23 protein-coding genes and 2 pseudogenes are annotated in these 22,111 nt (G+C 67.0%); 15 read left to right on the top strand and 10 right to left on the bottom strand.

Translation table 11 applies throughout. From position 1 onward, the window contains the following. Positions 1–9: 9 nt before the first annotated feature. The 4 genes from G6N44_RS09740 to G6N44_RS09725 all read left to right on the top strand — a co-directional run bounded on the left by G6N44_RS09740 (position 10) and on the right by G6N44_RS09725 (position 3,535). A complete protein-coding gene (locus tag G6N44_RS09740; protein WP_163663503.1) occupies positions 10–1,011 on the top strand; it encodes an SDR family oxidoreductase in 1,002 nt (333 codons plus the stop codon). Further along, a complete protein-coding gene (locus tag G6N44_RS09735; protein WP_163663501.1) occupies positions 996–2,735 on the top strand; it encodes a glycoside hydrolase family 15 protein in 1,740 nt (579 codons plus the stop codon). Before G6N44_RS09740 ends, G6N44_RS09735 begins: the two co-directional genes overlap by 16 nt. A gap of 448 nt (positions 2,736–3,183) precedes the next feature. Continuing rightward, positions 3,184–3,357 (top strand): CsbD family protein, encoded by a 174-nt coding sequence (locus tag G6N44_RS09730; protein WP_163663499.1) that lies wholly within the window; start codon positions 3,184–3,186, stop codon positions 3,355–3,357. A 28-nt stretch (positions 3,358–3,385) separates the two neighbouring features. Next, entirely contained in the window at positions 3,386–3,535 is a 150-nt protein-coding gene (locus tag G6N44_RS09725) for a hypothetical protein (protein WP_163660019.1), read from the top strand. Positions 3,536–3,678: 143 nt separating this feature from the next. On the opposite strand, the gene G6N44_RS09720 is transcribed toward G6N44_RS09725, so the two are convergent. Continuing rightward, positions 3,679–4,254 carry a DUF421 domain-containing protein gene (locus tag G6N44_RS09720; RefSeq protein ID WP_163663497.1) on the bottom strand — a complete coding sequence of 192 codons (576 nt, stop codon included), beginning with the start codon at positions 4,252–4,254 and terminating at the stop codon, positions 3,679–3,681. A gap of 110 nt (positions 4,255–4,364) precedes the next feature. On the opposite strand from G6N44_RS09720, the pseudogene G6N44_RS29840 reads away from it, so the two are divergent. Next, positions 4,365–4,478, top strand: a pseudogene (locus G6N44_RS29840) (PH domain-containing protein); the annotation flags it as partial. Here G6N44_RS29840 and G6N44_RS09710 read toward each other — a convergent pair. Next, positions 4,436–5,098 carry a GtrA family protein gene (locus G6N44_RS09710; protein WP_163663495.1) on the bottom strand — a complete coding sequence of 221 codons (663 nt, stop codon included), beginning with the start codon at positions 5,096–5,098 and terminating at the stop codon, positions 4,436–4,438. The pseudogene G6N44_RS29840 and the gene G6N44_RS09710 sit on opposite strands and share 43 nt — an antisense overlap. Positions 5,099–5,281: 183 nt before the next feature. On the opposite strand from G6N44_RS09710, the gene G6N44_RS09705 reads away from it, so the two are divergent. Next, the gene (locus G6N44_RS09705; RefSeq protein WP_235683062.1) at positions 5,282–6,445 is read left to right on the top strand and encodes a 5-(carboxyamino)imidazole ribonucleotide synthase; all 1,164 of its coding nucleotides are present in this window, start codon (positions 5,282–5,284) and stop codon (positions 6,443–6,445) included. Continuing rightward, positions 6,432–6,944, top strand: coding sequence for a 5-(carboxyamino)imidazole ribonucleotide mutase (gene purE, locus G6N44_RS09700; protein ID WP_163663493.1), 513 nt, complete (start codon positions 6,432–6,434; stop codon positions 6,942–6,944). The genes G6N44_RS09705 and purE overlap by 14 nt, the downstream gene beginning before the upstream one ends. Position 6,945: 1 nt before the next feature. On the opposite strand, the gene G6N44_RS09695 is transcribed toward purE, so the two are convergent. Next, on the bottom strand, positions 6,946–7,602 hold the full coding sequence (locus tag G6N44_RS09695) for a TetR/AcrR family transcriptional regulator (protein WP_163663491.1): 657 nt from the start codon (positions 7,600–7,602) through the stop codon (positions 6,946–6,948). Between the two features lie 136 nt (positions 7,603–7,738). On the opposite strand from G6N44_RS09695, the gene G6N44_RS09690 reads away from it, so the two are divergent. Next, positions 7,739–8,908, top strand: coding sequence for an acyl-CoA dehydrogenase (locus G6N44_RS09690; protein ID WP_163663489.1), 1,170 nt, complete (start codon positions 7,739–7,741; stop codon positions 8,906–8,908). Between the two features lie 90 nt (positions 8,909–8,998). On the opposite strand, the gene G6N44_RS09685 is transcribed toward G6N44_RS09690, so the two are convergent. After that, positions 8,999–9,703 (bottom strand): TIGR03089 family protein, encoded by a 705-nt coding sequence (locus tag G6N44_RS09685; RefSeq protein ID WP_163663487.1) that lies wholly within the window; start codon positions 9,701–9,703, stop codon positions 8,999–9,001. Positions 9,704–9,728: 25 nt separating this feature from the next. Beyond that, on the bottom strand, positions 9,729–11,210 hold the full coding sequence (locus tag G6N44_RS09680) for an LCP family protein (RefSeq protein ID WP_163663485.1): 1,482 nt from the start codon (positions 11,208–11,210) through the stop codon (positions 9,729–9,731). Between the two features lie 66 nt (positions 11,211–11,276). Between G6N44_RS09680 and rfbD the strand changes: the two genes are divergently transcribed. From rfbD to manB, 3 genes are read left to right on the top strand one after another with little or no spacing between them, the layout of a single operon-like run. Next, positions 11,277–12,161 (top strand): dTDP-4-dehydrorhamnose reductase, encoded by an 885-nt coding sequence (gene rfbD, locus G6N44_RS09675; protein ID WP_163663483.1) that lies wholly within the window; start codon positions 11,277–11,279, stop codon positions 12,159–12,161. Further along, positions 12,158–13,048, top strand: a complete 891-nt coding sequence (locus tag G6N44_RS09670; RefSeq protein WP_163663481.1) for a glycosyltransferase family 2 protein — start codon at positions 12,158–12,160, stop codon at positions 13,046–13,048. Before rfbD ends, G6N44_RS09670 begins: the two co-directional genes overlap by 4 nt. A 1-nt stretch (position 13,049) precedes the next feature. Continuing rightward, positions 13,050–14,129, top strand: coding sequence for a mannose-1-phosphate guanylyltransferase ManB (manB, locus tag G6N44_RS09665; RefSeq protein ID WP_163663479.1), 1,080 nt, complete (start codon positions 13,050–13,052; stop codon positions 14,127–14,129). A gap of 23 nt (positions 14,130–14,152) precedes the next feature. On the opposite strand, the pseudogene G6N44_RS09660 reads toward manB, so the two are convergent. From G6N44_RS09660 to cofD, 4 genes and pseudogenes are all read right to left on the bottom strand, one after another. Further along, positions 14,153–14,988 (bottom strand): annotated as a pseudogene (locus tag G6N44_RS09660) (SDR family NAD(P)-dependent oxidoreductase). Between the two features lie 9 nt (positions 14,989–14,997). Then, the gene (locus G6N44_RS09655; RefSeq protein ID WP_163663477.1) at positions 14,998–15,546 is read right to left on the bottom strand and encodes an NUDIX hydrolase; all 549 of its coding nucleotides are present in this window, start codon (positions 15,544–15,546) and stop codon (positions 14,998–15,000) included. Then, complete coding sequence (locus tag G6N44_RS09650) at positions 15,543–16,898, bottom strand: coenzyme F420-0:L-glutamate ligase (protein WP_163663475.1); 1,356 nt, start codon at positions 16,896–16,898, stop codon at positions 15,543–15,545. Before G6N44_RS09650 ends, G6N44_RS09655 begins: the two co-directional genes overlap by 4 nt. Further along, positions 16,895–17,878 (bottom strand): 2-phospho-L-lactate transferase, encoded by a 984-nt coding sequence (gene cofD / locus G6N44_RS09645; protein WP_163663473.1) that lies wholly within the window; start codon positions 17,876–17,878, stop codon positions 16,895–16,897. The genes G6N44_RS09650 and cofD overlap by 4 nt, the downstream gene beginning before the upstream one ends. Before the next feature lie 294 nt (positions 17,879–18,172). Here cofD and G6N44_RS09640 point away from each other — a divergent pair, with 294 nt between their 5' ends. Then, entirely contained in the window at positions 18,173–18,574 is a 402-nt protein-coding gene (locus G6N44_RS09640; protein ID WP_163663471.1) for a WhiB family transcriptional regulator, read from the top strand. A gap of 9 nt (positions 18,575–18,583) precedes the next feature. Here the strand turns inward: G6N44_RS09640 and G6N44_RS09635 are convergent, their stop codons facing one another. Then, positions 18,584–19,006 carry a metallopeptidase family protein gene (locus tag G6N44_RS09635; protein ID WP_163669780.1) on the bottom strand — a complete coding sequence of 141 codons (423 nt, stop codon included), beginning with the start codon at positions 19,004–19,006 and terminating at the stop codon, positions 18,584–18,586. 130 nt (positions 19,007–19,136) lie between these two features. On the opposite strand from G6N44_RS09635, the gene G6N44_RS09630 reads away from it, so the two are divergent. The 3 genes from G6N44_RS09630 to G6N44_RS09620 all read left to right on the top strand — a co-directional run bounded on the left by G6N44_RS09630 (position 19,137) and on the right by G6N44_RS09620 (position 22,109). Next, positions 19,137–19,556: a DUF3499 domain-containing protein gene (locus tag G6N44_RS09630; protein ID WP_163663469.1), complete on the top strand. Its 420-nt coding sequence runs from the start codon at positions 19,137–19,139 to the stop codon at positions 19,554–19,556. 97 nt (positions 19,557–19,653) lie between these two features. After that, the gene (locus G6N44_RS09625; protein WP_163663467.1) at positions 19,654–21,042 is read left to right on the top strand and encodes a phosphomannomutase/phosphoglucomutase; all 1,389 of its coding nucleotides are present in this window, start codon (positions 19,654–19,656) and stop codon (positions 21,040–21,042) included. Then, complete coding sequence (locus G6N44_RS09620; RefSeq protein ID WP_163663465.1) at positions 21,039–22,109, top strand: TobH protein; 1,071 nt, start codon at positions 21,039–21,041, stop codon at positions 22,107–22,109. The genes G6N44_RS09625 and G6N44_RS09620 overlap by 4 nt, the downstream gene beginning before the upstream one ends. Positions 22,110–22,111 lie beyond the last annotated feature (2 nt).

Below are 22,111 nucleotides of genomic sequence, written 5' to 3'. Positions count from 1 at the left end.
TTGATTTCAATGCCGCCAATCATCGTGGTCACAGGTTCCAGCGGCGGTATCGGCCGGGCCAGCGCCATCGCGTTCGGTGCCCGCGGGAACACCGTGGTGCTCGTCGCGCGGGGTGAAAAAGGCCTCGCCGGTGCCGCAGCGCAAGTCGAGCGGGCCGGCGGCAGCGCGCACGTAATGCCCGCCGACGTGGCAGACCCGGACCAGGTCTTCGCGGTGGCGGACCGGGTGGAGGCCGAGCTGGGCCCCATTGATGTGTGGGTCAACGTCGCGTTCACCTCGGTGTTCTCCCCGTTCGACCAGATCACCCCCGCGGAGTACCGGCGCGTGACCGAGGTCAGCTACCTCGGCTACGTGTACGCCACCATGGCGGCCCTGAAACACATGAAGCCCCGCGACCGGGGCACGATCGTGCAGGTCGGCTCTGCTTTGGCCTACCGTGGCATCCCGCTGCAGAGTGCGTACTGCGGCGCCAAACACGCGATCCAGGGTTTCCACGAAGCGCTGCGCTGCGAACTGTTGCACCACCAGAGCAACGTGCACGTCACCATGGTGCAGATGCCCGCGGTCAATACCCCGCAGTTCTCCTGGGTGTTGTCCCGGCTGCCCCGCCACGCCCAACCGGTCCCACCCATCTACCAACCCGAATTCGCTGCCCGCGGTGTGCTGTTCGCCGCCGACCACCCCCACCGACGCGAGTACTGGGTCGGGGCCAGCACCATGGTGACCCTGGCCGCGAACGCGATTGCCCCAGGTCTGCTGGACCGTTACCTCGCCAAGACCGGTTTCGACTCGCAGCAGACGAAGCAGCGCCGCGACCTTGACGCGCCGGTGAATCTGTGGGAGCCGGCCGACGGCCGCGACGGTTGGGACTTCGGCACCCACGGCGTCTTCGATGACACGTCACACGAACGCGATCCGCAGCTGTGGGCCTCCCACCATCACGGCCCAATAGGTGCCGCGGTCGCCGGTACGGGCGCACTTGCCGCGGCGTGGCTATGGCGGCGCCGGTGATGGCACCGGAGGTACTGCGGCAATACGCGCTGCTGGCCGACGGAGAACGCGGAGCCGTGGTCGGGCCACGAGGGGAGATCGTCTGGATGTGCGTACCCCGCTGGGACAGTGACGCCGTCTTCACCTCTCTGATCGGTGGCGCCGGCCAGTATTCGGTCACACCGACCGGGCGTTACGTGTGGGGCGGGTACTACGAGGACCGGTCGATGATCTGGCGTAGCCGCTGGGTCACCGAGGACGGCATCGTGGAATGCCGTGAGGCACTTGCCTTTCCTGGCGAGGCACGGCGCGTCGTCCTGCTGCGGCGGCTCCATGCCCTAGAACGGGCCACCACGCTCACGGTGTCCTTCGAGCCGCGGGCCGGATACGGCGAACACGAGCTGAGCGACTTGCACCGCCATCACGGTGTGTGGACCGGCCGCAGCGGCGGATTGAATGTGCGGTGGAGCGGCGGTGGTGCTGCCCGCCCGCGACGCAACACCCAGGTGCTGCACACCGTCCTGCATCTTGAGGCAGGCGAGCAACACGACCTGGTACTGGAACTGAGCGAGGACACCTTGCCGGAGCGTCCCGTCGATCCCGGTGCCGCCTGGCGCGCCACCGAAACCGCATGGCACGACGCCGTTCCCGCGCTGGAGAACGTACTGGCTCCACGCGACACGCGCCGCAGCTACGCGGTGCTGCGTGGGTTGACCTCTGCCGGCGGGGGAATGGTCGCCGCCGCCACCACCAGCTTGCCGGAGCGCGCCGAAGCTGGGCGCAACTACGACTACCGCTATGTGTGGATCCGTGATCAGTGCTACGCCGGCCAGGCCGTCGCCGCCGCCGGACCCCACCCGCTGCTTGATGACGCTGTCGGATTCGTCGGCGATCGGCTCCTCGAGCACGGGGACCAACTCGCGCCCGCGTACACGACAACCGGTGCGCCCGTGCCCGATCAGCGCCACCTCGATCTGGCCGGCTACCCGGGCGGAGCGGACATCGTCGGCAACTGGGTCAACCGGCAGTTCCAACTCGACGCCTACGGCGAGGCTCTGCTGCTGTTTGCCGCCGCCGCCCGCCACGACCGCCTGACCACCGAAAACTGGCGCGCGGCCGACACCGCCGCCGCGGCCATCAGCCACCGCTGGAGCCAGCCCGACGCCGGCATCTGGGAGATCGACAACCGGGCGTGGACCCATAGCCGCCTCACTGCCGCCGCCGGACTGCGGGGCATCGCCGCGGTCCATCCGAGCCCGGTTCAGTCCGCCGAGTTCCTCACCCTCGCAGACCATATCGTCGCCGACACGGCAACCCACGCCCTTCACTCCGGCGGGCACTGGCAACGTTCCCCCGACGACCCCGCCCTGGATGCCGCACTGCTGCTACCCGCGCTCCGCGGTGCCATCCCGGCCGACGATCCACGCGTCGCGGCGACCCTGCACGCCTACCTGCACGACCTCACTCGCGACGGCTACGCCTACCGCTTCCGCCATGACAACCGGCCGCTGAGCGACGCCGAAGGATCGTTTCTACTCTGCGGATTTCTGGTCGCGCTCAGCCTCGACCAACAGGGGGAGGCTATCGACGCCAGAGCGTGGTACGAACGCACCCGAGCCGCCTGCGGGCCACCACAACTGTTCAGCGAGGAATACGACGCCCACCAGCATCAGATGCGCGGCAACATCCCCCAAGCCTTCGTCCACGCACTCATGATCGAGTCCTCCGCCCGACTCGCCCGGTAAGCGGTTCGACGTTTGGTGTGCGCGCCGACGGGGCAATCTCGATAAGAGCGCAGACCAGACGGTAGGCGGCCGGTCGAGTTCTATCGCGGAGCCGCCGCGCGGAGGCACACACTTTCGATGCGGCCGCGTCTCGCGAGGAGCTCAACAATGATTGGGAACGCGCCGACGCGATCGATCCGGACTACGAGTCAACGGAAGCTGAGTCGCCCGAGCGGCCTCGCGCACCGGAGACCCACCGTGGATCTGCAGCAGCGCCGCCCGCCGACCGCTTGTCGAACCCGAACGAACGTGGGTAGTAGCGATTCGTCCACCGAGTACGCGAGAACGGTTAGACATCGCCGTGATGGGTATCCGATGGTTGGGCGTGTGGCGAATGTCGTTCCCACGCTGTGTTATTCCCGTGCCGCGAACCCGCGGCACGGCCCGCACCCGAAATAGGGAGAAGCACATGAGCGCCGTCGACAAGGCTAAGAACAAGGCCGAAGAATTGGCTGGAAAGGCCAAGGAGAAGGTCGGGCAGGCAACAGGGGACCGGGACACCGAGGTCGAGGGCCGCAAGGATCAGGCCAAAGGCAACATCAAGCAGGCCGGCGAGAAGGTCAAGGACGTCTTCAAGGACTGACCCCGGTCCTGAGAAGAAGGAGTCCGCCGTGATCGGTCTCATTGTCGCGTTGCTTGTGATCTGGGTGATCCTCATCCTGCTCGGGGTGTTCATCAAAGGGCTCTTCTGGCTGATCGTTGTGGGCGCAGTGCTGTTCGTCGCAACAGCGATCGTGGGATGGGTCAAACGAAACGCCTGAGCCGGATACCGGCCTAGGCGTCATCACGCCTAGCCCAGCAGGGGACACGGGACTGAGCGCGCAGCCGTAATCCTGCTCCTTGCGCGGGAGACGCTTCTCCCGCAGCTCGACCGGCGATGAACGGCCGCTTCTTTTCGCGCGGGTTACCCCTGACCGAGGCCGCGAGCGATCGTCAACTGCTGGTCGATGTGATCGAGGCGGGCGAGTAGCACCGCAAGGTCGCCGCGGGTCGCGGGCTGCGCGCGGGGTGCGAGAGTGAGGACCAGCTGGCCGCTGGGCTCCAACAGGCCCAGCTCCACATCGTCGGTCGTGTCCCCGTCCTGGATCCGGACGGCATGCTCCAACTCGCCGCGGCGCAAACCGAGCCGCCGCATCGCCCGCCCGTCGACCCGACCGTCACTGATCACTGTCGTCGCCGTGCCCTCGAACACCCGGGCTGCGACTGGACTGGCGGCGATCAGCCGGTTGAGCGCAGTGTTGACCGCCACCAACGTCACCGCGCCCACCGCCCCGCCCAGCAGACTGTTGTCTGCGCCGATGATCGCGTTCTGCACAACATTGCTCAACAGGAAGATCACCACAAAATCCAAGGTGTTGAGACTGGCCAAGCCGCGTTTGCCGGTCAGCCGAAACAACACGATGATCACCGCGTAGACCAGCACCGTCCGCAGAATCTTCTCCAGGATCGGGATCTCCATCACGAACATGTCGTTGATCACGGTGTCCTCCTCGATAGGCCCACTTCTGAGGGTGCACCAGGAGCATGACAGCGAACAACGGCGCTGTTCCGACTCACATGTAACTGACAACGTCAAGACCAGGAGTTTGACACGGGCTTGCCGACCGGCTGATGCGCACCGGCACCTTGATCATCGAATCGGCGTCGCGCTCACTGCGGTATCAGGAACTCTTCGACACCGGGTCCGAATCATCGCCCAGCTGACGCGCCTTCGCGCGGCGGCCCACCCGGCGCAGCGGTGTCACGGTCGCAGGCTGGTGGAGTTCGGCATGGTTCTCCAGCGATTCGGCGATACCGCCGTCCGTGAGCACGGACTCCAGCGTCAGATCGGGCTTGCCGACGAACTCGTCGGGGAACACCCAGCGCCGGAACGCCCAGAACCGGAACGCCATCTGTAGCAGATTGCCCAGAATGTACGCCGAGATGAAGTCGGCGATGTTCTCCGTCGTCAGCGACACCTCGGGCACCCGCAGGCCAAGCACATAGCTGGAGAAGTACAGCGGCAACATCGACAGCAGCACACCCACGCCGCTGACCCCGAAGAACAGCAGGGCCTCGTGGTGGCGCTCGCGGCCGCCGCGGTTCTGGAAGCTCCATTCCCGGTTGAGGATGTAGGAGGCGATGACCGCGACGATGCCGGCGATGATCTTGGCGGTGACCGGCTTGGGCTCCAGAACAGTGAGCTTGAGGGTGTAGAAGATCACCGAATCGATGACAAACGTCGTCGCGCCGACGATCGCGAACTTGATCAGTTCGTGATGCCGCTCGGCATAGGGACGGACGAATTGCGGCAATCGAGCGATCGTCGCATCGGCAAAGGACACAACTGAACATTGTACGTAAATGCACCGTGAGATGCCGCATCGCTGCAGACCCCGGACCTTAACCGCAGGTCAATGCGTCGGTCACGACGAGGACATGAATCCGCGCATGACACCATAGAGCGCGTGCCGACTACTCCCGAGAAGCCGACTTCCCCCTCGCGCGGGGTACCTCCTGTCGTGGTGATGATCGGCGGAGGCCAGCTCGCGAGGATGACGCACCAGGCGGCCATCGCGCTGGGGCAGACCCTGCGGGTGCTGTCCGCCGGGCCGGATGAATCCGCCGCGCAGGTCAGCCCCGACGTCGTCATCGGCTCGCACACCGACCTGGATGCGCTGCGCAAGGCTGCGGACGGAGCGTCGGTGCTGACGTTCGACCACGAGCACGTGCCGACCGAACACCTCGAGACACTCGTGTCCGAGGGCGTCACGGTCAACCCACCACCACAGGCGCTGGCGCATGCCCAGGACAAGCTGCTGATGCGGCGCAAGCTGCAGAGCCTGGGCGTCGCGGTGCCGCGCTTCGCCGAGATCACCTCGGTCTCCGACATCGAGGCGTTCGTGCAGCAGATCGACGGTCCGGTGGTGATCAAGACCGTGCGCGGCGGCTACGACGGCAAGGGCGTGGTGATGGCCGACGACCTGGCCACCGCGCGCGAGACCGTGGCCGGTTACCTGGCCGACGGAGTGCCCGTGCTGGCCGAGGAACGTGTGGCGATGCGCCGGGAGTTGGCCGCGTTGGTGGCACGCTCGCCGTTCGGGCAGGGCGCGGCCTGGCCCGTCGTCGAAACCGTGCAACGCGACGGCATCTGCGTCGAGGTGTACGCCCCGGCCCCCGGGTTGTCCGACGAACTCGGTTCGGCCGCACAGGAACTCGGCCTGCGAGTGGCCAACGAGCTGGGCGTCGTCGGGGTGCTGGCGGTCGAGTTGTTCGAGACGGTCGACGGCGGACTGCTGGTCAACGAGCTGGCCATGCGGCCGCACAACTCCGGGCACTGGACCATGAATGGCGCGGTAACCAGCCAGTTCGAGCAGCATCTGCGGGCCGTGCTCGATTACCCGCTGGGCGACACCTCGGCCATCGCCCCGGCAGCGGTGATGGCCAACGTGCTCGGGGCGCCGCAGACACCGACGATGTCGATGGACGAACGGTTGCACCACCTGTTCGCACGGATCCCCGACGCGAAGGTGCACCTGTACGGCAAGGGCGAACGGCCCGGACGCAAGGTCGGGCACGTCAATATCATCGGTGCGGACATGGATGAACTTCGCGAGCGTGCGGTGCGGGCGGCGCACTGGTTGTCACACGGTGAGTGGACGGATGGATGGGATGAGCATGCCGGGAACTAGTGCCAGGGTCGGGCTCATCATGGGCAGCGACAGCGACTGGTCGGTGATGTCTGACGCGGCCACCGCGCTTGCCGAGTTCGAGGTGCCGTTCGAGGTCGGTGTGGTCTCGGCGCACCGCACCCCACAACGCATGCTCGACTACGCCAAGACCGCTGCCGACCGAGGTATCGAGGTGATCATCGCGGGGGCCGGCGGCGCCGCCCACCTGCCCGGCATGGTGGCCTCTGCCACCCCGCTTCCCGTCATCGGAGTGCCGGTACCACTGGCCCGACTCGACGGGATGGACTCGCTGCTGTCCATCGTGCAGATGCCCGCGGGGGTACCGGTGGCCACGGTTTCCATCGGCGGAGCACGCAATGCCGGCCTGCTGGCCGTGCGGATCCTCGGTTCAGCCGATGCCGCGTTGCGGAACCGGATGGTGAAGTTCCAGGCAGACCTGGAAACCATGGTGTTGGAGAAGGACGCGGCGTTGCGCGATCGCCTGTTGGGCGACGGGTGAATCAGTCGCCGATCAGCGCGCGAATGCGCGGTGTCAGCGATTCGACCGGTTCGTCGGTCGACAGCACCACCACTGCGGTACGGCCGGCGCCGCCCCGGTAGATCGGCCAGGTTGCGGCCAGCGCCTCGGCCAGGTCCGAGCGCGGGTTGGTCGCCTCGCCGCGCAGCCAGCGGCGCAGCACATGGTTGTGTGCAACGACCACGGCGTTGGCGAACAGTTCGGCGCGCAGATCCGCCGTCCAATCCTCGGTCTGCGCGGTCCGCAGGTGCCTGCTGAACATCCGGATATAGCGCGAGGCCACGGCCGTCTCGAAGTCGCGCAGGGCCGGTACCGAGCGGGTGAGCCCGTACCGCGTGCGGGCGCGCTCACCCTCGGCGAGGTAGTTCTCGAATACCGAGGTGGTGGCCAGCGCGATGACCTCGGCGGGCAGCGCTTCGGCCGGCGTCGCCGCCAACCTCTCGTCGGCCCGGCGCAGCAACGTCTCGTGATCGGGGAATATCAACGCCTCTTTCGATCCGAACTGACGAAACGCGGTGGTGCGTCCCACCCCCGCCCGGGTCGCGATGTCATCGACGCTGGTGGCCTCGTAGCCGCGTTCTTCGAACAGGTCGAATGCCGCGCTCACCAGACGCTCCCGAGTGCTTGGCTGGCCGGGCATGGGTACACCTCCGTCGGGTACTGAGTGCCGGTGATATGGTACTGAGTACCAAAAGTAGCAGGGCGATGTACTCGATGTGCAGTCCGGGCGACGATTGAACCAAGAAAGCCAAGCGCTGACAGCGAAGGAGACGATGATGGCTGAATGGGGCGGAAATCCGTCGTTTGATCTTTTTCAATTGCCTGAGGAGCACCAGGAGCTGCGGGCCGCGATCCGCGCCCTGGCCGAGAAGGAGATCGCCCCGCACGCTGCGGATGTCGACGAGAATGCGCGTTTCCCGCAGGAAGCCCTCGATGCGCTGAACGCGTCGGGTTTCAATGCGGTGCATGTGCCCGAGGCCTATGGCGGGCAGGGCGCGGATTCGGTGGCGGCCTGCATCGTCATCGAAGAGGTCGCGCGCGTCGACTGTTCGGCCTCGCTGATCCCGGCGGTCAACAAACTGGGCACGATGGGCCTGATCCTGCGCGGCAGCGACGAGCTCAAGCAGCAGGTGCTGCCCTCGATCGCCTCCGGTGAGGCGATGGCCTCCTACGCTTTGAGCGAGCGCGAGGCCGGCAGCGATGCCGCCGGTATGCGGACCCGTGCCAAGGCCGACGGTGACGGCTGGATCCTCAACGGCGCCAAGTGCTGGATCACCAACGGCGGCAAGTCGGCCTGGTACACCGTGATGGCGGTGACCGATCCGGACAAGGGTGCCAACGGAATTTCGGCGTTCATGGTCCACAAGGACGACGAAGGCTTCGTCGTCGGGCCCAAGGAGCGCAAGCTCGGGATCAAGGGCAGCCCGACCACCGAGCTGTACTTCGAGAACTGCCGCATTCCGGGCGACCGGATCATCGGCGATCCCGGCACCGGATTCAAGACCGCACTCGCGACGCTCGACCACACCCGCCCGACGATCGGTGCGCAAGCCGTCGGTATCGCTCAGGGTGCGTTGGACGCCGCGATCGCATACACCAAGGACCGCAAGCAGTTCGGCCGTCCGGTCAGCGACAACCAGGGCGTGCAGTTCATGCTCGCCGACATGGCGATGAAGGTCGAGGCCGCCCGTTTGATGGTGTATCACGCTGCGGCACGTGCCGAGCGTGGCGAGGGCCACCTCGGATTCATCTCGGCGGCGAGCAAGTGCCTGGCCTCGGATGTGGCCATGGAGGTCACCACCGACGCGGTGCAGCTGTTCGGTGGCGCCGGCTACACCGTCGACTTCCCGGTCGAGCGGATGATGCGTGACGCCAAGATCACCCAGATCTACGAGGGCACCAACCAGATTCAGCGCGTGGTGATGAGCCGCGCCCTGCTCAAGTAATCCAACACCGCCCAGTGGCCAGTTAACGCACACTTTCACCGAAAGGCCGTGCAATAACTGGCCATTGGGCGTTCTGGCTCGGAAAGAAGCCTAGCCGCGGGTGACCTTCTCGGTGGTGCGGCGCCGCTCCATCGCGGCCGGATCGGGGTTGGTCACCTGCACCAGCGACGCACCGGCGGCGAACACCGCGACCAGATTTGCGATCAGCTCATCCGGGGTGGCCCACGACGCGGTGGACAACACGCGGTCGTCAGCGGTGAAACCCTGGGTGGCAGCGGCATTTTGGGCCGCCTCCAGCACCTCGGCAACGGAACGCCCGGTCAGTGCCGGACCAGGGACGCGCTCGGGCACGATCTGATCGCCGTGCACCCGCACCGCGGTGGCGTAGTCGGTGACCCCGATGGGCAGATCCGCGGCCGACTTGCCGAACGGGTCCAGCGACAGCACCGCGACCTCGCCTCCGGACACCGCCTCGTCGGCCTCATCGAGGCGATCCCGGATGCACAGGGCCACGTCGGCGTCCCCGCCCAGCACGACTTCGGCGCCGATCCACCAGATTCCGAACAGCACCGCCGCGGTTTGCCAGTGCGCGGGCAACAGCACCGCCACGCGCGTGCCCGGGCCGGCTCCCATTTCGTCGCGCAACAGGTTGGCGGTCTTGGCGGCCCAGTTGGCCATGGTCACCGTCGACAGTTCGATCCGCTCACCGGTGGCGTCGTCGTAGTAGGTGATCCGTGGCCCCGCCGGGTCCGCGGCCAACAACGGATCCAGGACGGCAGCGCTGACTGTGCTCATAACCTCTGGTTTTACCCGAGGGCGATCAGTTCACACACTTGGGATCGTCCGAACCCGCGTTGAGGATCGGCGACGGCGGTGGCGGCGGGCTCTGCTCACCGGTGTCGCTATAGGGGTCGCCGGCAGAAGCCGGATCCACGATTCCCGCCGACGGGTCCATGCCGTCAGAGCCGGGCCCGGTGTAATCGGCGGCCAGAACGACCCGCACCGCGCCGGGCGGCAGCGACGAATCCTCGTTCACCGGCAGCCCACCGAGATCCTTGGACACCGCCTGGGCGCCGAGGTCGTCGGCCGTGGAAGCCAGCACCTGGCTGGACGTCGGTGGCGCACCTTCGTGATTCCCGGTGGCGCCGGGCACGAACCCCTTGTTGGCGAGCACCTGTGACACCGCGGCGGCCAGGCCGTTGATGTCGGTGCCGTTGACCACCTCGACCGTGGTGTTGTCCGGGGAATAGCTGAGTTGTTCGGTCTTGCCCGCGTCCTGGTCCTGCAGCAGGCCCTGCACCCACTCGTGAACCTGGTCGGGATCCACCCGGACCACGCTCTGCATGCCGTCGTCGCTCCAGCCGTCCTCACGCAGGATCGGGATGGTGGCGAATGCCACGCTGCCTGCTGCCAGCTTCTGCAGCTGTTGGACGAAATCCATGATGTCCCAGCCGTCGGAGATGACCATCGAACGTTGGACGGCGTCCTTCAATCGACCCAGGGTGCCCGGGCTGGACAGCGTCTTGCTGGAGATCACCTCATGGGCCAGCGACGCCATGACCGACTGCTGCCGGGTCACCCGGTCCAGGTCGCCGCGCGGTAGGTCATGGCGTTGGCGTACGAAGCTGAGGGCCTGCGGGCCGTCGAGCTTCTGCCAGCCCGCGGGAAAATCGGCACCCGAAAGTGGTTCGTAGACGGCATCTTTGAGGCAGACGTTGACGCCGCCCAGGGCGTCGGTGATCAACGCGAAGCCGAGCAACCCGATCTCGGCGTAGTGATCGACGGTGACACCGGTCAACCCGGCGACGGTCTGGATCAGTTCCTCGCGGGCGGCCTCGGTGGCTTTCGGTTCGGCGGTGGCCGGATCTTCGCCCTCCACCTCGACGAGTTGCTTCATCCGGTCGAGCTTCACGTCCCCGAACACACCGTTGATCTTCATCTTTCCCCAGCCCGGCGCATTGACGTACGAATCGCGCGGAATGGAGATGGCGGTGGCCGACTTCCCGTTGTTGGGAATGCGGATCAGGATGATCGTGTCGGTGTTGGTCGAGACGTCGTCGCCGGCACGCAGTGTCTCCAGCTCCTCGGCGGACAGCGGGTTGCCGTGGGCGTCGGTGCGACTGTCCATCCCTACCAGCAGGATGTCGATGGCACCGTCGTCGCCGCCCCCACCGAGCGCTGCGGAACTGATGTGGTTGATGCCGGATTCGAACGAGCGGATCTGGGTCCAGGCCACCCCGGTTCCCAGCACCACAGCCGATGCTGCGGCGACAGCGACGGAGCGCAGTAGGGGGAACGGCACTTGCCCAGGCTACTTGCGGCTTGGGCGTGAGCCGGGTAACGCCGACCGGCGTGCCAGACTCGGCGCATGGCGCAACGGATTGTGATCACCGGGGCCGGCGGGATGGTTGGCCGGGAATTAGCTGATCAGGGGCGCCGTGAAGGCCGTGACGTGCTGGCCCTGACCTCTGCGGACTGTGATATCGCCGACGCCGACACGATCGGCCGATTCGTCGAGTCCGGTGATGTGGTGATCAATTGCGCGGCATATACGCAGGTGGATGCCGCCGAGACGGACCAGGCCAGGGCGCACGCCGTCAACGCCGTCGGTCCGGGCAACATCGCCGCGGTGTGCGCGCAGGTCGGAGCCCGTCTGGTACACATCTCGACCGATTACGTATTCGGAGCGTCGCGCGACCGTTGTACGCCGTATGAGATCGACGACGTGACCGGCCCGGTCAATGTCTACGGTCACACCAAGCTGGCCGGGGAACACGCCGTGCTGGCCGCCAAGCCGGACGCGCACGTCGTCCGCACCGCCTGGGTGTACCGCGGTGGCGACGGGAAAGACTTCGTGGCGACCATGCGCAGGCTGGCCGCCGGCGACGGCCCGGTGGAGGTGGTCGCCGACCAGATCGGGTCGCCGACCTACACCGGTGACCTGGTGACGGCCCTGCTGCAGATCGCCGACGGCGGTGTGCGACCCGGTGTGCTGCATGCCGCCAACGCCGGACCGGCCAGCCGGTTCGAGCTGGCGCGGCAGACCTTCGCCGCCGTCGGTGCAGATCCCGAGCGGGTCCGCCCGGTCGGCAGTGACCGCTATCCGCGGCCCGCGCCCCGGCCGGCCTACACCGTGCTGTCGGGGCTCCGATCCGCCGAAGCCGGGCTGGCCTCGCTGCGTGATTGGCGGAAAGCGCTGCTGACGGCGGTGGAAAAAGAACTGCCCTCCGGCCCGCTACCCTCTACGCCGTGACTGAGGACGCGGCCCGCCCGCTCGTGGTGGTGACGGTGACGTACTCGCCGGGCCCACACCTTGACCGTTTCCTGGCCTCGCTCGCGTTGGCCACCGATCGGCCGGTGACGGTGATCATGGCCGACAACGGTTCGACGGACGGCGCGCCTGAACAGGCCGAACAGCGCTACCCGAACGTGCGGCTGCTGCACACCGGCGGCAATCTGGGTTACGGCAGTGCGGTCAACCGCGGCGCGGCCCGGATATCGGATGCGGAGTGCTCGGAATATTTCATCATCGCCAACCCCGACGTGCAGTGGGGGCCCCATTCGATCGACCGGTTGCTCGATGCCGCCCAGCGGTGGCCACGGGCCGGGGCGTTCGGCCCGCTGATCCACGATCCGGACGGATCGGTCTACCCGTCCGCGCGCCACCAGCCAAGCCTGATCCGCGGTGGCATGCATGCCGTGGTGGGCCCGTTCTGGAAATCGAATCCGTGGACGGCGGCGTACCGGCAGGACCGGCAACAGCCGAGTGAACGCGAGGTGGGCTGGCTGTCCGGTTCCTGCCTGCTCATGCGTCGGGCCGCCTTCGACGCGGTCGAGGGGTTCGACGAGCGCTACTTCATGTATATGGAAGACGTCGACCTCGGTGACCGGATCGCCCGGGCCGGCTGGCAGAACGTCTACGTGCCGTCGGCGGAGGTGCTGCACCACAAGGGCCACTCCACCGGCCGTGACCCGGCACGCAACTTGGCCGCCCATCACCGCAGTACCTACACTTTCCTGGCTGATCGATACCCGGCGGCCTGGCAGGCGCCGTTACGGTGGACAATTCGGGGCGCGCTGGCAGCACGTGCGGGCCTGGTGGTCGGCAGTTCTCGACGTAAGCAGGCGAAAGGGCACTGACGTGATAGATCCCGCGGAGGTGGACGCTGTCGTCCTCGTCGGTGGACGAGGCACCCGGCTGCGGCCCTTGACCCTCTCGGCACCCAAGCCGATGCTGCCGACGGCCGGCGTCCCGTTCCTGACCCACCTGCTGGCGCGGATCGCCGAGGCCGGCATCAAGCACGTCGTGATGGGCACCTCGTACAAGGCCGAGGTGTTCGAGGAGGCGTTCGGCAACGGCTCCGAGTTGGGGCTCGAGATCGAATACGTCACCGAGACCGAGGCCCTCGGCACCGGTGGTGCTATTGCCAACGTGGCGGACAAACTGCGCTACGACACGGCCATGGTGTTCAACGGTGACGTGCTGTCGGCAGCCGATCTCGGTGCGTTGCTCGAGTCACATGACACCCAGCAGGCCGATCTCACGCTGCATCTGGTGCGCGTCAGCGACCCCCGTGCGTTCGGCTGTGTACCCACCGATGCCGACGGCCGCGTGACGGCATTCCTGGAGAAGACCCAGGACCCGCCGACCGACCAGATCAACGCCGGCTGTTATGTGTTCAATAAGCGTGTCATCGACCAGATTCCGAAGGGTCGGCCGGTGTCGGTCGAACGCGAGGTGTTCCCCGGCCTGCTGGCCGACGGGGTGAAGGTGTGCGGATATGTCGACGCCTCCTACTGGCGGGACATGGGCACACCCGAGGATTTCGTGCGCGGCTCCGCCGATCTGGTCCGTGGCATCGCACCGTCGCCGGCGCTCAACGGTCAGCGTGGTGAGTCCCTGGTCCACGAAGGTGCGGCGGTCGCTCCCGGGGCATTGCTGATCGGCGGCACGGTGGTGGGCCGCGGCGCCGAGATCGGCGCCGGCGCACGTCTGGACGGTGCGGTGATCTTCGACGGGGTGCGCGTGGAAGCCGGTGCGGTGATTGAACGTTCGATCATCGGCTTCGGAGCGCGCATCGGCCCGCGGGCACTGATCCGCGACGGCGTGATCGGCGATGGCGCCGATATCGGCGCGCGTTGCGAACTGTTGCGCGGTGCCAGGGTGTGGCCCGGGGTGTCCATCCCCGACGGCGGTATCCGGTACTCGACCGACGTCTGAGGTCGGCGCTGACCGGGCCTGGGCTAGTCGCTGACCATCTCTCGGCTGCGGTCCCAGAGTTGCTGTGCCAGAACAGAATCATTGGCCTGCTTGTTCGGCCGACCGGGCTTGCGTCGGGCGTAGTACTGTCCTGAGGTCCAGTCGGTGCCCGGGGTCGACGTGGCCAGCCACACCAACTGATCCGCCCCCTTGTCCGGGCTGACCAGGATGAGCTTCTTCAGCGGTGTGCGGTAGAGGAGTTCCAGGGCGGGTTGTTGGCCTCGGCGCCGAAGTTCGAGGCGACCGAGCCCGGGTGGAACGCCGCCGTGGAGATCCCGTCCGAGTGGTGGCGGCGGTGCAGTTCCTTGGTGAACAGGATGTTGGCCAGCTTCGCGTCGCCGTAGGCCTTCTGCGCCTTGAATCCGCGTTCGTGGTTCAGGTCGGTGATGTCGATGTGGCCGAACAGTCGGTTGCCGACGCTGGAGGTGTTGATCACCGATGCCCTGGCCGCGATCAGGCGATCCAGCAGCAGGGTGGTCAGCAGGAACGGGGCCAGATGGTTGACCTGGAAGGTCTTCTCAAAGCCGTCGACAGTCACCTGCCGGGTTCCGCTCATGATGCCGCCGGCGTTGTTGGCCAGCACGTCGATGCGCGGATACCGATCCAGCAATTGGGCGGCCAGGTCGCGGACCTGGCCGAGCTCGGCGAAGTCGGCAACGAGGTAGTCGGCGCCCAGCGCACCGGCCACCGCCGCGGTCTTGCCGGGTGAGCGGCCCACCACCACGACGTTGTCGCCGCGCCGGCTCAACTGGCGGGCGGCTGCGGCGCCGACGCCGTCACTGGCGCCGGTGATGACGATGGTCCTGCGCTCCGGGTTCACCGGACCAGATTAGACGGTCCCGGTGACAGACTCGGCGAGTTGCTGAAGGCCGAAGTCGGTGCCCTCGGGCAGGGCATCGAGGGGCCACCAGCGCAGATCCAAAGACTCATCACTGCAGACGATCTCGGCGCCCTCGGGTGCCCGGACCACGAACTGCATGTCCAGATGGCGGGTTGGTACACCCAGTGAGCAGGTCACCGGATGCACGTGCAGTGCGGCCAGGTGCGGGTCGACGGTGAGCCCGGTGATCCCGGACTCCTCGGTGGCTTCACGCAACGCCGCAGCGCGTATGTCGGAATCTGTTTCCTCACAATGCCCGCCGAGTTGCAGCCAGCGGCCGAAGCGCGGGTGCAGGGTGAGTAACGTCCGGGTGCCGGTGTGGTCGATGACCAGCGCCGAGCCGGTGATGTGCCCGGGCACGCACGACCGCAGGCAGGCATCGGGACGGGCGGCCAGAAACGACAGCACCGCGTGGCGCAGCGTGTCCTGACCGGGATCGGCTGTCTGCCAGCGCGTCAGCACCTCGACGGCGGATGCATGCAGGCTCTGAGCGCTCACTTCACGACCAGCAGGCCGTCGGTGGGCACCGGGTCGCGGGGCGGCAGCCGATCAGCGGGGTGACCGATCGCGATGGCGCCCAAGGGCTCCCAATCCGCCGGGAGATCTAGCTCGGAACGGACCAGATCGCCGGCGAAGATCGTGGAGCCGATCCAGCAGCTGCCCACCTCGCGCACGGCCAGCGCCACCAGCAGGGCCTGCACGGCCGCACCCACGGCGACGGTGAACATGGTGTGCTCGGCCCGGGTGCGGATATCGTCCGGATAGCTGTGGGCTCCGTCGGGAACCATGAAGGGAATGACCAGTTCCGGAGCGTCGTACAGGATCTGACCGCGGTTCACCCGCCGCTCGACGGACTCGGGATCTCGGCCGTCCCCGGTGAGATCGGCACGCCACCGGTCCTTCATCCGGTCCAGCAGCCGCATGCGGGTGGCGCCGTCCTGCACCCAGACGAAGCGCACCGGGCGGGTGTGATGCGGCGCGGGCGCGGTGAGCGCCTCGCCGACCGCGGCTTCGATGAGTGCGTGATCGACCGGCTCAGCGGAGAAGGTACGCACCGAGCGACGCAGTAGCTGAGCTTGGCTGCGTCCCATCTGGATAGCCTCGGCCGTACCGAGCCAGAACAGATCGTCCTCGCCGGAGCGGAGCAGTGTGCGGCCGTTCGACCCGTCATCGGTCAGCTCCAGGCCGCGGACCACCGCGACCGGGATCGCGGTGAGTTTGCCTTTCACCAGATCGGCCGCCGCGGCGATCTCGTCGGCCACTGCGACTTCGGTGACCAGTAGCTCGTTGCCGTGCCGATCGTGCGCGCCCGCGTATCCGTGCAACACCGTGAGCCCGGATGCACCGATCGCAAAATCGGCTTGGCCGTTTCGCCAGGCCCGGCCCATGGTGTCGGTGATCACGACACCGATGGAGATGCCGAGTCGCTCACCCAGGTCTTCCCGCAACGTCTGCGCGCTGCTATCGGGATCGGTTGGCAGCAGCGCCAACTCGTTCGATTCGACATTGGACCCGTCGACTCCGGCCGCGGCCTGGACCAGTCCGATGGCGTTCTCGGTGATCAGGGTCCGACCCTTACGTGCCAGTACCCGAACCGCCTCGCCGTCGATCAGTTTGCGCCGCAGGGCGTCCCGCTCGTCGGGATCGGAAGGAGCGGTGACGATGCGGCCTTCGCACTTGGAGACGATCTTGCTGGTGATGACCAGCACGTCCCCGTCACGCAACCATGGGGCCGCCTCGGCGAGGGCCGCGGCCAGATCATCTCCGGGCCGGAACTCGGGGAGCCCTGGTACGGGCAGGATCTCGACCCGGCCGGCCGATCCGTGCTCGGTGCGCACCCCGGTGGTCACAGTCGAACGCCTGCGAGATCAAGACCGGCCCGCACCATCTCGGCGGTCGTCGACGGGTCCGTCATCAGCAGTGGGACCGCACGCACCTGAACCCCCTCGATCTCGGCCTCATCGCCTTCGTGTACCAGCCAGCCGTCCAGGATCCCGGTGCCCGACCGGGCCCCGAAGTGCTGGCCGACGGCCTGTGAGGTGGAGTCCACCCCGATGATGGACAGGCACTCATCTGCCATGCCGCGCAACGGTTTTCCGTTGATGATGGGGGAGTAGCCGACGACCGGCGCCTTGGTCGAGCGCAGTGCGCCGCGGACTCCGGGGATCTGCAGGATCGGTCCGATGCTCACGACCGGATTTGACGGCGCCAGCAACACCACATCCGCCTCGGCGATCGCTTCGGCGACGCCCGGTGCGGCGGTTGCCTGTTCCGCGCCGACGAACGCAAAGCTGTGCGAGGGCACCTGCGCGCGGTAACGCACCCACCACTCCTGGAAGTGGATCGCGCGGCGGTCACCGTCGGCCGGGTCGGTGATCACCACGTGTGTCTCACTGCGGTCGTCGGTGACCGGCAGCAACCGCGCCCCCGGTGACCAACGCTTGCACAAAGCCTCGGTGACCTGCGACAGCGGGTAGCCGGCACGCAGCATCTGGGTACGGACCAGATGGGTGGCCAGGTCCCGGTCGCCCAGGCCGAACCAGTCGGGCTGTACGCCGTATGCGGCGAGTTCCTCCTTGGCGTGCCAGGTCTCATCGCGGTGGCCCCAACCACGTACGGGATCGATACCGCCGCCCAGCGTGTACATGCAGGTGTCGAGGTCCGGGCAGATCCGGACGCCGTGCATCCAGGCATCGTCGCCGACGTTCACGATCGCGGTGAGTTCGTGCTTGCTGTCGGCCTCCGCGAACTGGCCGAGGCCAAACAGGTGCTGCACTCCCAGCAAAAACCGGGCGCCTCCGACGCCGCCGACCAGAACGGTGATCCTCACAACGTCCGACCCTAGGCGTTGAGCGCGTCCGGATGGAAACGGCGTAGTCACGAGCAGGACACGCCGATGTCGCGACGCGCCGATTTGACATAACGAGATGGTATGAATTCGCGCTCTGGCGCTTGACCCCGGCAGCTAACACGTGTGTAATCACAGATGTGTCATTTCCCGGTTGGTGACCGATTCCGGTGTCGCGGACCGAGATTCGATCAACTGTTCGAATGGAGTGACCGCGCATCGCAAGGGTGGGACTCCACTTAGGATCTATGAGACCGAGTGAGGAGGCGGGGGAAAATGTCTTATGAGAGCGGCGATTTCGATCATGTGGTCCGATTTGACGATCGGCTACTCGGCTCGGTAGACAACGCACCGCACATCAACACGGGAACGACACCGATTGGGGTCGGACGCCCCCAACTGAGTCTGGTACCGGTGGGTTCGGTTCCCGAACACATTGATGTTGATCCGGAAGACGAAGACGACCAATGGCAGGAACGTGCGCTCTGCGCGCAGACCGACCCGGAGGCGTTCTTCCCGGAGAAGGGCGGGTCTACCCGCGAGGCCAAGCGCATCTGCCTGGGCTGCGAAGTCAAGGATGCCTGCTTGGAGTATGCGCTTGCGCACGACGAGCGTTTCGGTATCTGGGGAGGATTGTCCGAACGGGAGCGTCGCCGACTCAAACGCGGCATCATCTGACGCAACGTGTCAGTCGTCGTCGATCGTTGGGTCGATGACGGACGGTTCGACTCCCAGATAGGTGGCCACCTGGGCCACCAGGATTTCATGCAGCAGGTCAGCCAGCTCATCTGATCCTTTGACCCGGCGCTCGATGGGCTTGCGGAACAAGACAATTCGAGCCCGGGTCGCATTTCCTCTGACGTCTACCCCGGCAGGTATCAGCCGCGCCAACGCGATCGGGCCATCGGCGATCACCTCGGGTGGCCATTGCACACTGTCGGGATCTTTCGGGGACATCCGCGGTATCTCGTCGACGGCGACATCGAGATCTTTGATCCGCGACGCCCACCGCCGTTCGATCGGCTCATACGCTTCCAGCACCGCCATGTCGAACCGCTCGGCGCGGCTACGCCAGCCGGGAACCGAGCGCGGAAGTAGCGGTCCGCGCATATCGCGGCCGCGACGCGATCGCCATAGGTTGCGCTGGGCCACGGCGATGATCGTAACGGTTCGGGATCTGGACTCGACGGCTGCGCGTGTCCGGCGCCGGACAGCGATCGTCCGAAGTAATCTCTGTTGCGTGAATGTTCCCCGTCGCTGCTGCCGGCCCGGGTGCCCGCACTATGCCGTGGCGACGTTGACCTTCGTCTACTCCGACTCCACGGCGGTAGTCGGACCTCTGGCCACGGTGTCTGAACCCCACTCCTGGGACCTTTGTGTCGGCCACGCCGGCCGCATCACTGCGCCACGAGGCTGGGAGTTGGTGCGTCATGCCGGTCCGTTGCCCACCCATCCCGACGAGGACGATCTGGTGGCGCTGGCCGATGCGGTCCGGGAAGGCCAGCCCGGTGCGGTTCCCCGCGGCGGGGTGGTGGCCGGATTCTCCGATCCCTCCGCTGGTGTGGGTGCCAGCGCGGTGATGGCACCGCAGGCACGTCCCGCCGAGACCAACGGCCGCCGACGCGGGCACCTGCGGGTGTTGCCGGATCCCACCGATTAAGACCTGATGAGACGTCGACCGGCCCACGAGTAGTGAACGTGTCGACGTCGCCCGACGGTTAGGCTGGCGCCAACGATCCCGTTTCACAAGGAGCTATATGTCTAGGCCAGCGGCGGCCGTTCACGATGTCATCAAGGCCTATGACGTCCGAGGGCTGGTCGGCAGTCAGATCGATGAGGCCTTCGTGGCCGATGTCGGTGGTGCCTTCGCTCGGTTGGTCCGCGCCGAAGGCGCCGCACAGGTCGTGATCGGCTATGACATGCGGGAGAGTTCGCCTTCGCTTTCCGCCGCATTCGCCGACGGCGTCACTGCCCAGGGGCTGGACGTCGTCCGAATCGGGCTGGCCTCCACCGATCAGCTGTATTTCGCCTCGGGACTGTTGGACTGCCCCGGAGCGATGTTCACCGCCAGTCACAACCCGGCCGCCTACAACGGGATCAAACTGTGCCGCGCCGGGGCCAAGCCGGTGGGCAAGGACACCGGGCTGACCGTCATTGCCGACGAGGTGATCGCCGGGGTGCCCGCCTACGACGGCGCGGCCGGCACGAGCTCCGATCGTGACGTACTGGCCGACTACGGCGACTTCCTTCGGTCCCTGGTCGATCTGAGCGCGCTGCGCCCGCTGCGGATCGCCGTCGATGCGGGCAACGGCATGGCCGGCCACACCACGCCCGCGGTGCTCAGGCAGATCCCGGGTGTCACCATCCTCCCGCTTTTCTTCGAACTCGACGGCAGCTTCCCCAACCACGAGGCCAATCCGCTGGATCCGGCCAACCTCGTCGACCTGCAGGCCCACGTGTTGGCCGGCGGTGCCGATATCGGCCTGGCGTTCGACGGCGACGCCGACCGCTGCTTCGTGGTCGACGAACTCGGGCGTCCGGTGTCGCCGTCGGCGGTGACCGCACTGGTGGCCGCGCGTGAGCTCAACCGGGAGATCGGTGCCACGGTGATCCACAACCTGATCACCTCGCGTGCGGTTCCCGAGCTGGTGATCGAGCGCGGCGGCACTCCGGTGCGGTCCCGCGTCGGGCATTCCTATATCAAGGGCCTGATGGCCGAGACCGGCGCCATCTTCGGTGGGGAACACTCGGCGCACTACTACTTCCGTGACTTCTGGGGCGCCGATTCGGGCATGCTTGCCGCGCTGCACGTGTTGGCCGCACTGGGCGAGCAGGACCGCCCGCTCTCGGAGTTCATGGCGGACTATCAGCGATATGAGGCCTCCGGCGAGATCAACTTCACCGTGAGCGATGCACCGGCGTGCGTGGCAGCCGTACTGAGGTCGTTCGGCAGCTCGATCCAATCCATCGACCACCTCGACGGCGTCACCGTCGATCTCGGCGAGGGCAGTTGGTTCAACCTGCGCACGTCGAACACCGAACCGCTACTGCGGCTGAATGTGGAAGCCCGCACCGTCGAGGACGTCGCCGCGCTCGTCGACACAGTTTCGGCGCAGATCCGTGGGGTGAGCGAGCCGGTGCCGTGAACGCCGTGGACGCCACGGTGGACCTGGACGACGGCGACGGACTTCTCGCCGCTGATCGCAACGGTCTGCTGCGGGCGGCAGCCATGGCGGGTGCCCAGGTTCGGTCCACCGCCGCGGCCCTGGCGGAAGGGGTGCTCGACTCGCTGCGCGCCGACAACCCACCACGCACGGTGATCTGGGTTGCCGGCCGCGGCACCGCCGAGGATGCGGGCGCCATGTTGGCCGGTGCACTCGGCGCGTCGATCGCAGCCCCCATCGTGGTGGCCGCCGAGACCCCGCCGTGGCTGGGTGCACTCGACGTGGTGGTCGTGGCGGGCGATGATCCCGGCGATCCGGCCCTGGTGAACGCGGCCGCCACCGGTGTGCGCCGCGGGGCGCGGGTACTGATCGTGGCACCCCATGAGGGGCCGTTGCGCGACATCGCGGCAGGCCGCGCTGTGGTGCTGGCGCCCCGGCTGTGGGTGCCCGACGACTTCGGACTGACCCGGTATCTGGCCGCCGGTCTGGCCGCCCTGCACATCGTGGATCCGGGTATGCGGGTGGACCTGGCGGCTTTGGCCGACGAACTCGACGCCGAGGCGCTGCGCAACAGCCCCGGACGAGATCTGTTCACCAATCCGGCCAAGACCCTGGCCGAACGGATGTCGGCCGACGCCGTCGTGCTGGCCGGCGATAATCCGGCGACGCTGGCGCTGGCCCGGCACGGGGCCACGGTGATGTTGCGCGTGGCCGGAGAAGTGGTGGCCGCCGCCGGATTGGGTGACGTCCTCGCCGCGATCGCCAGCGGCGGGGCCGCGCGGCCCGCGACCCGGTCGCTGTTCCACGACGAGGAGATCGACGGACCGCTGCCGCGCCGCATGCGTACGTTCGCCTTGATCACCGATACCGAACGTCAACTGGTGGGGGCACGGGTCAGCGGCTTTGACGACATCACGGTGATCGGTGCCGAGGACGTGCCGGACCAGGCCGGCACGCCACTGCCGGTCGGACGCCCGGAACAACAACTGGCGGTTCTGGCTGTCCGCATGGAGATGACGGCCGTATATTTGAAACTGGTTCGAGGATAAGA

Origin of the sequence: Mycolicibacterium alvei (assembly GCF_010727325.1) — a bacterium.
Classification (GTDB): domain Bacteria; phylum Actinomycetota; class Actinomycetes; order Mycobacteriales; family Mycobacteriaceae; genus Mycobacterium; species Mycobacterium alvei.
Note: the sequence above shows the minus strand (reverse complement) of the source record. Positions and strands in the feature narration are given on the sequence as shown.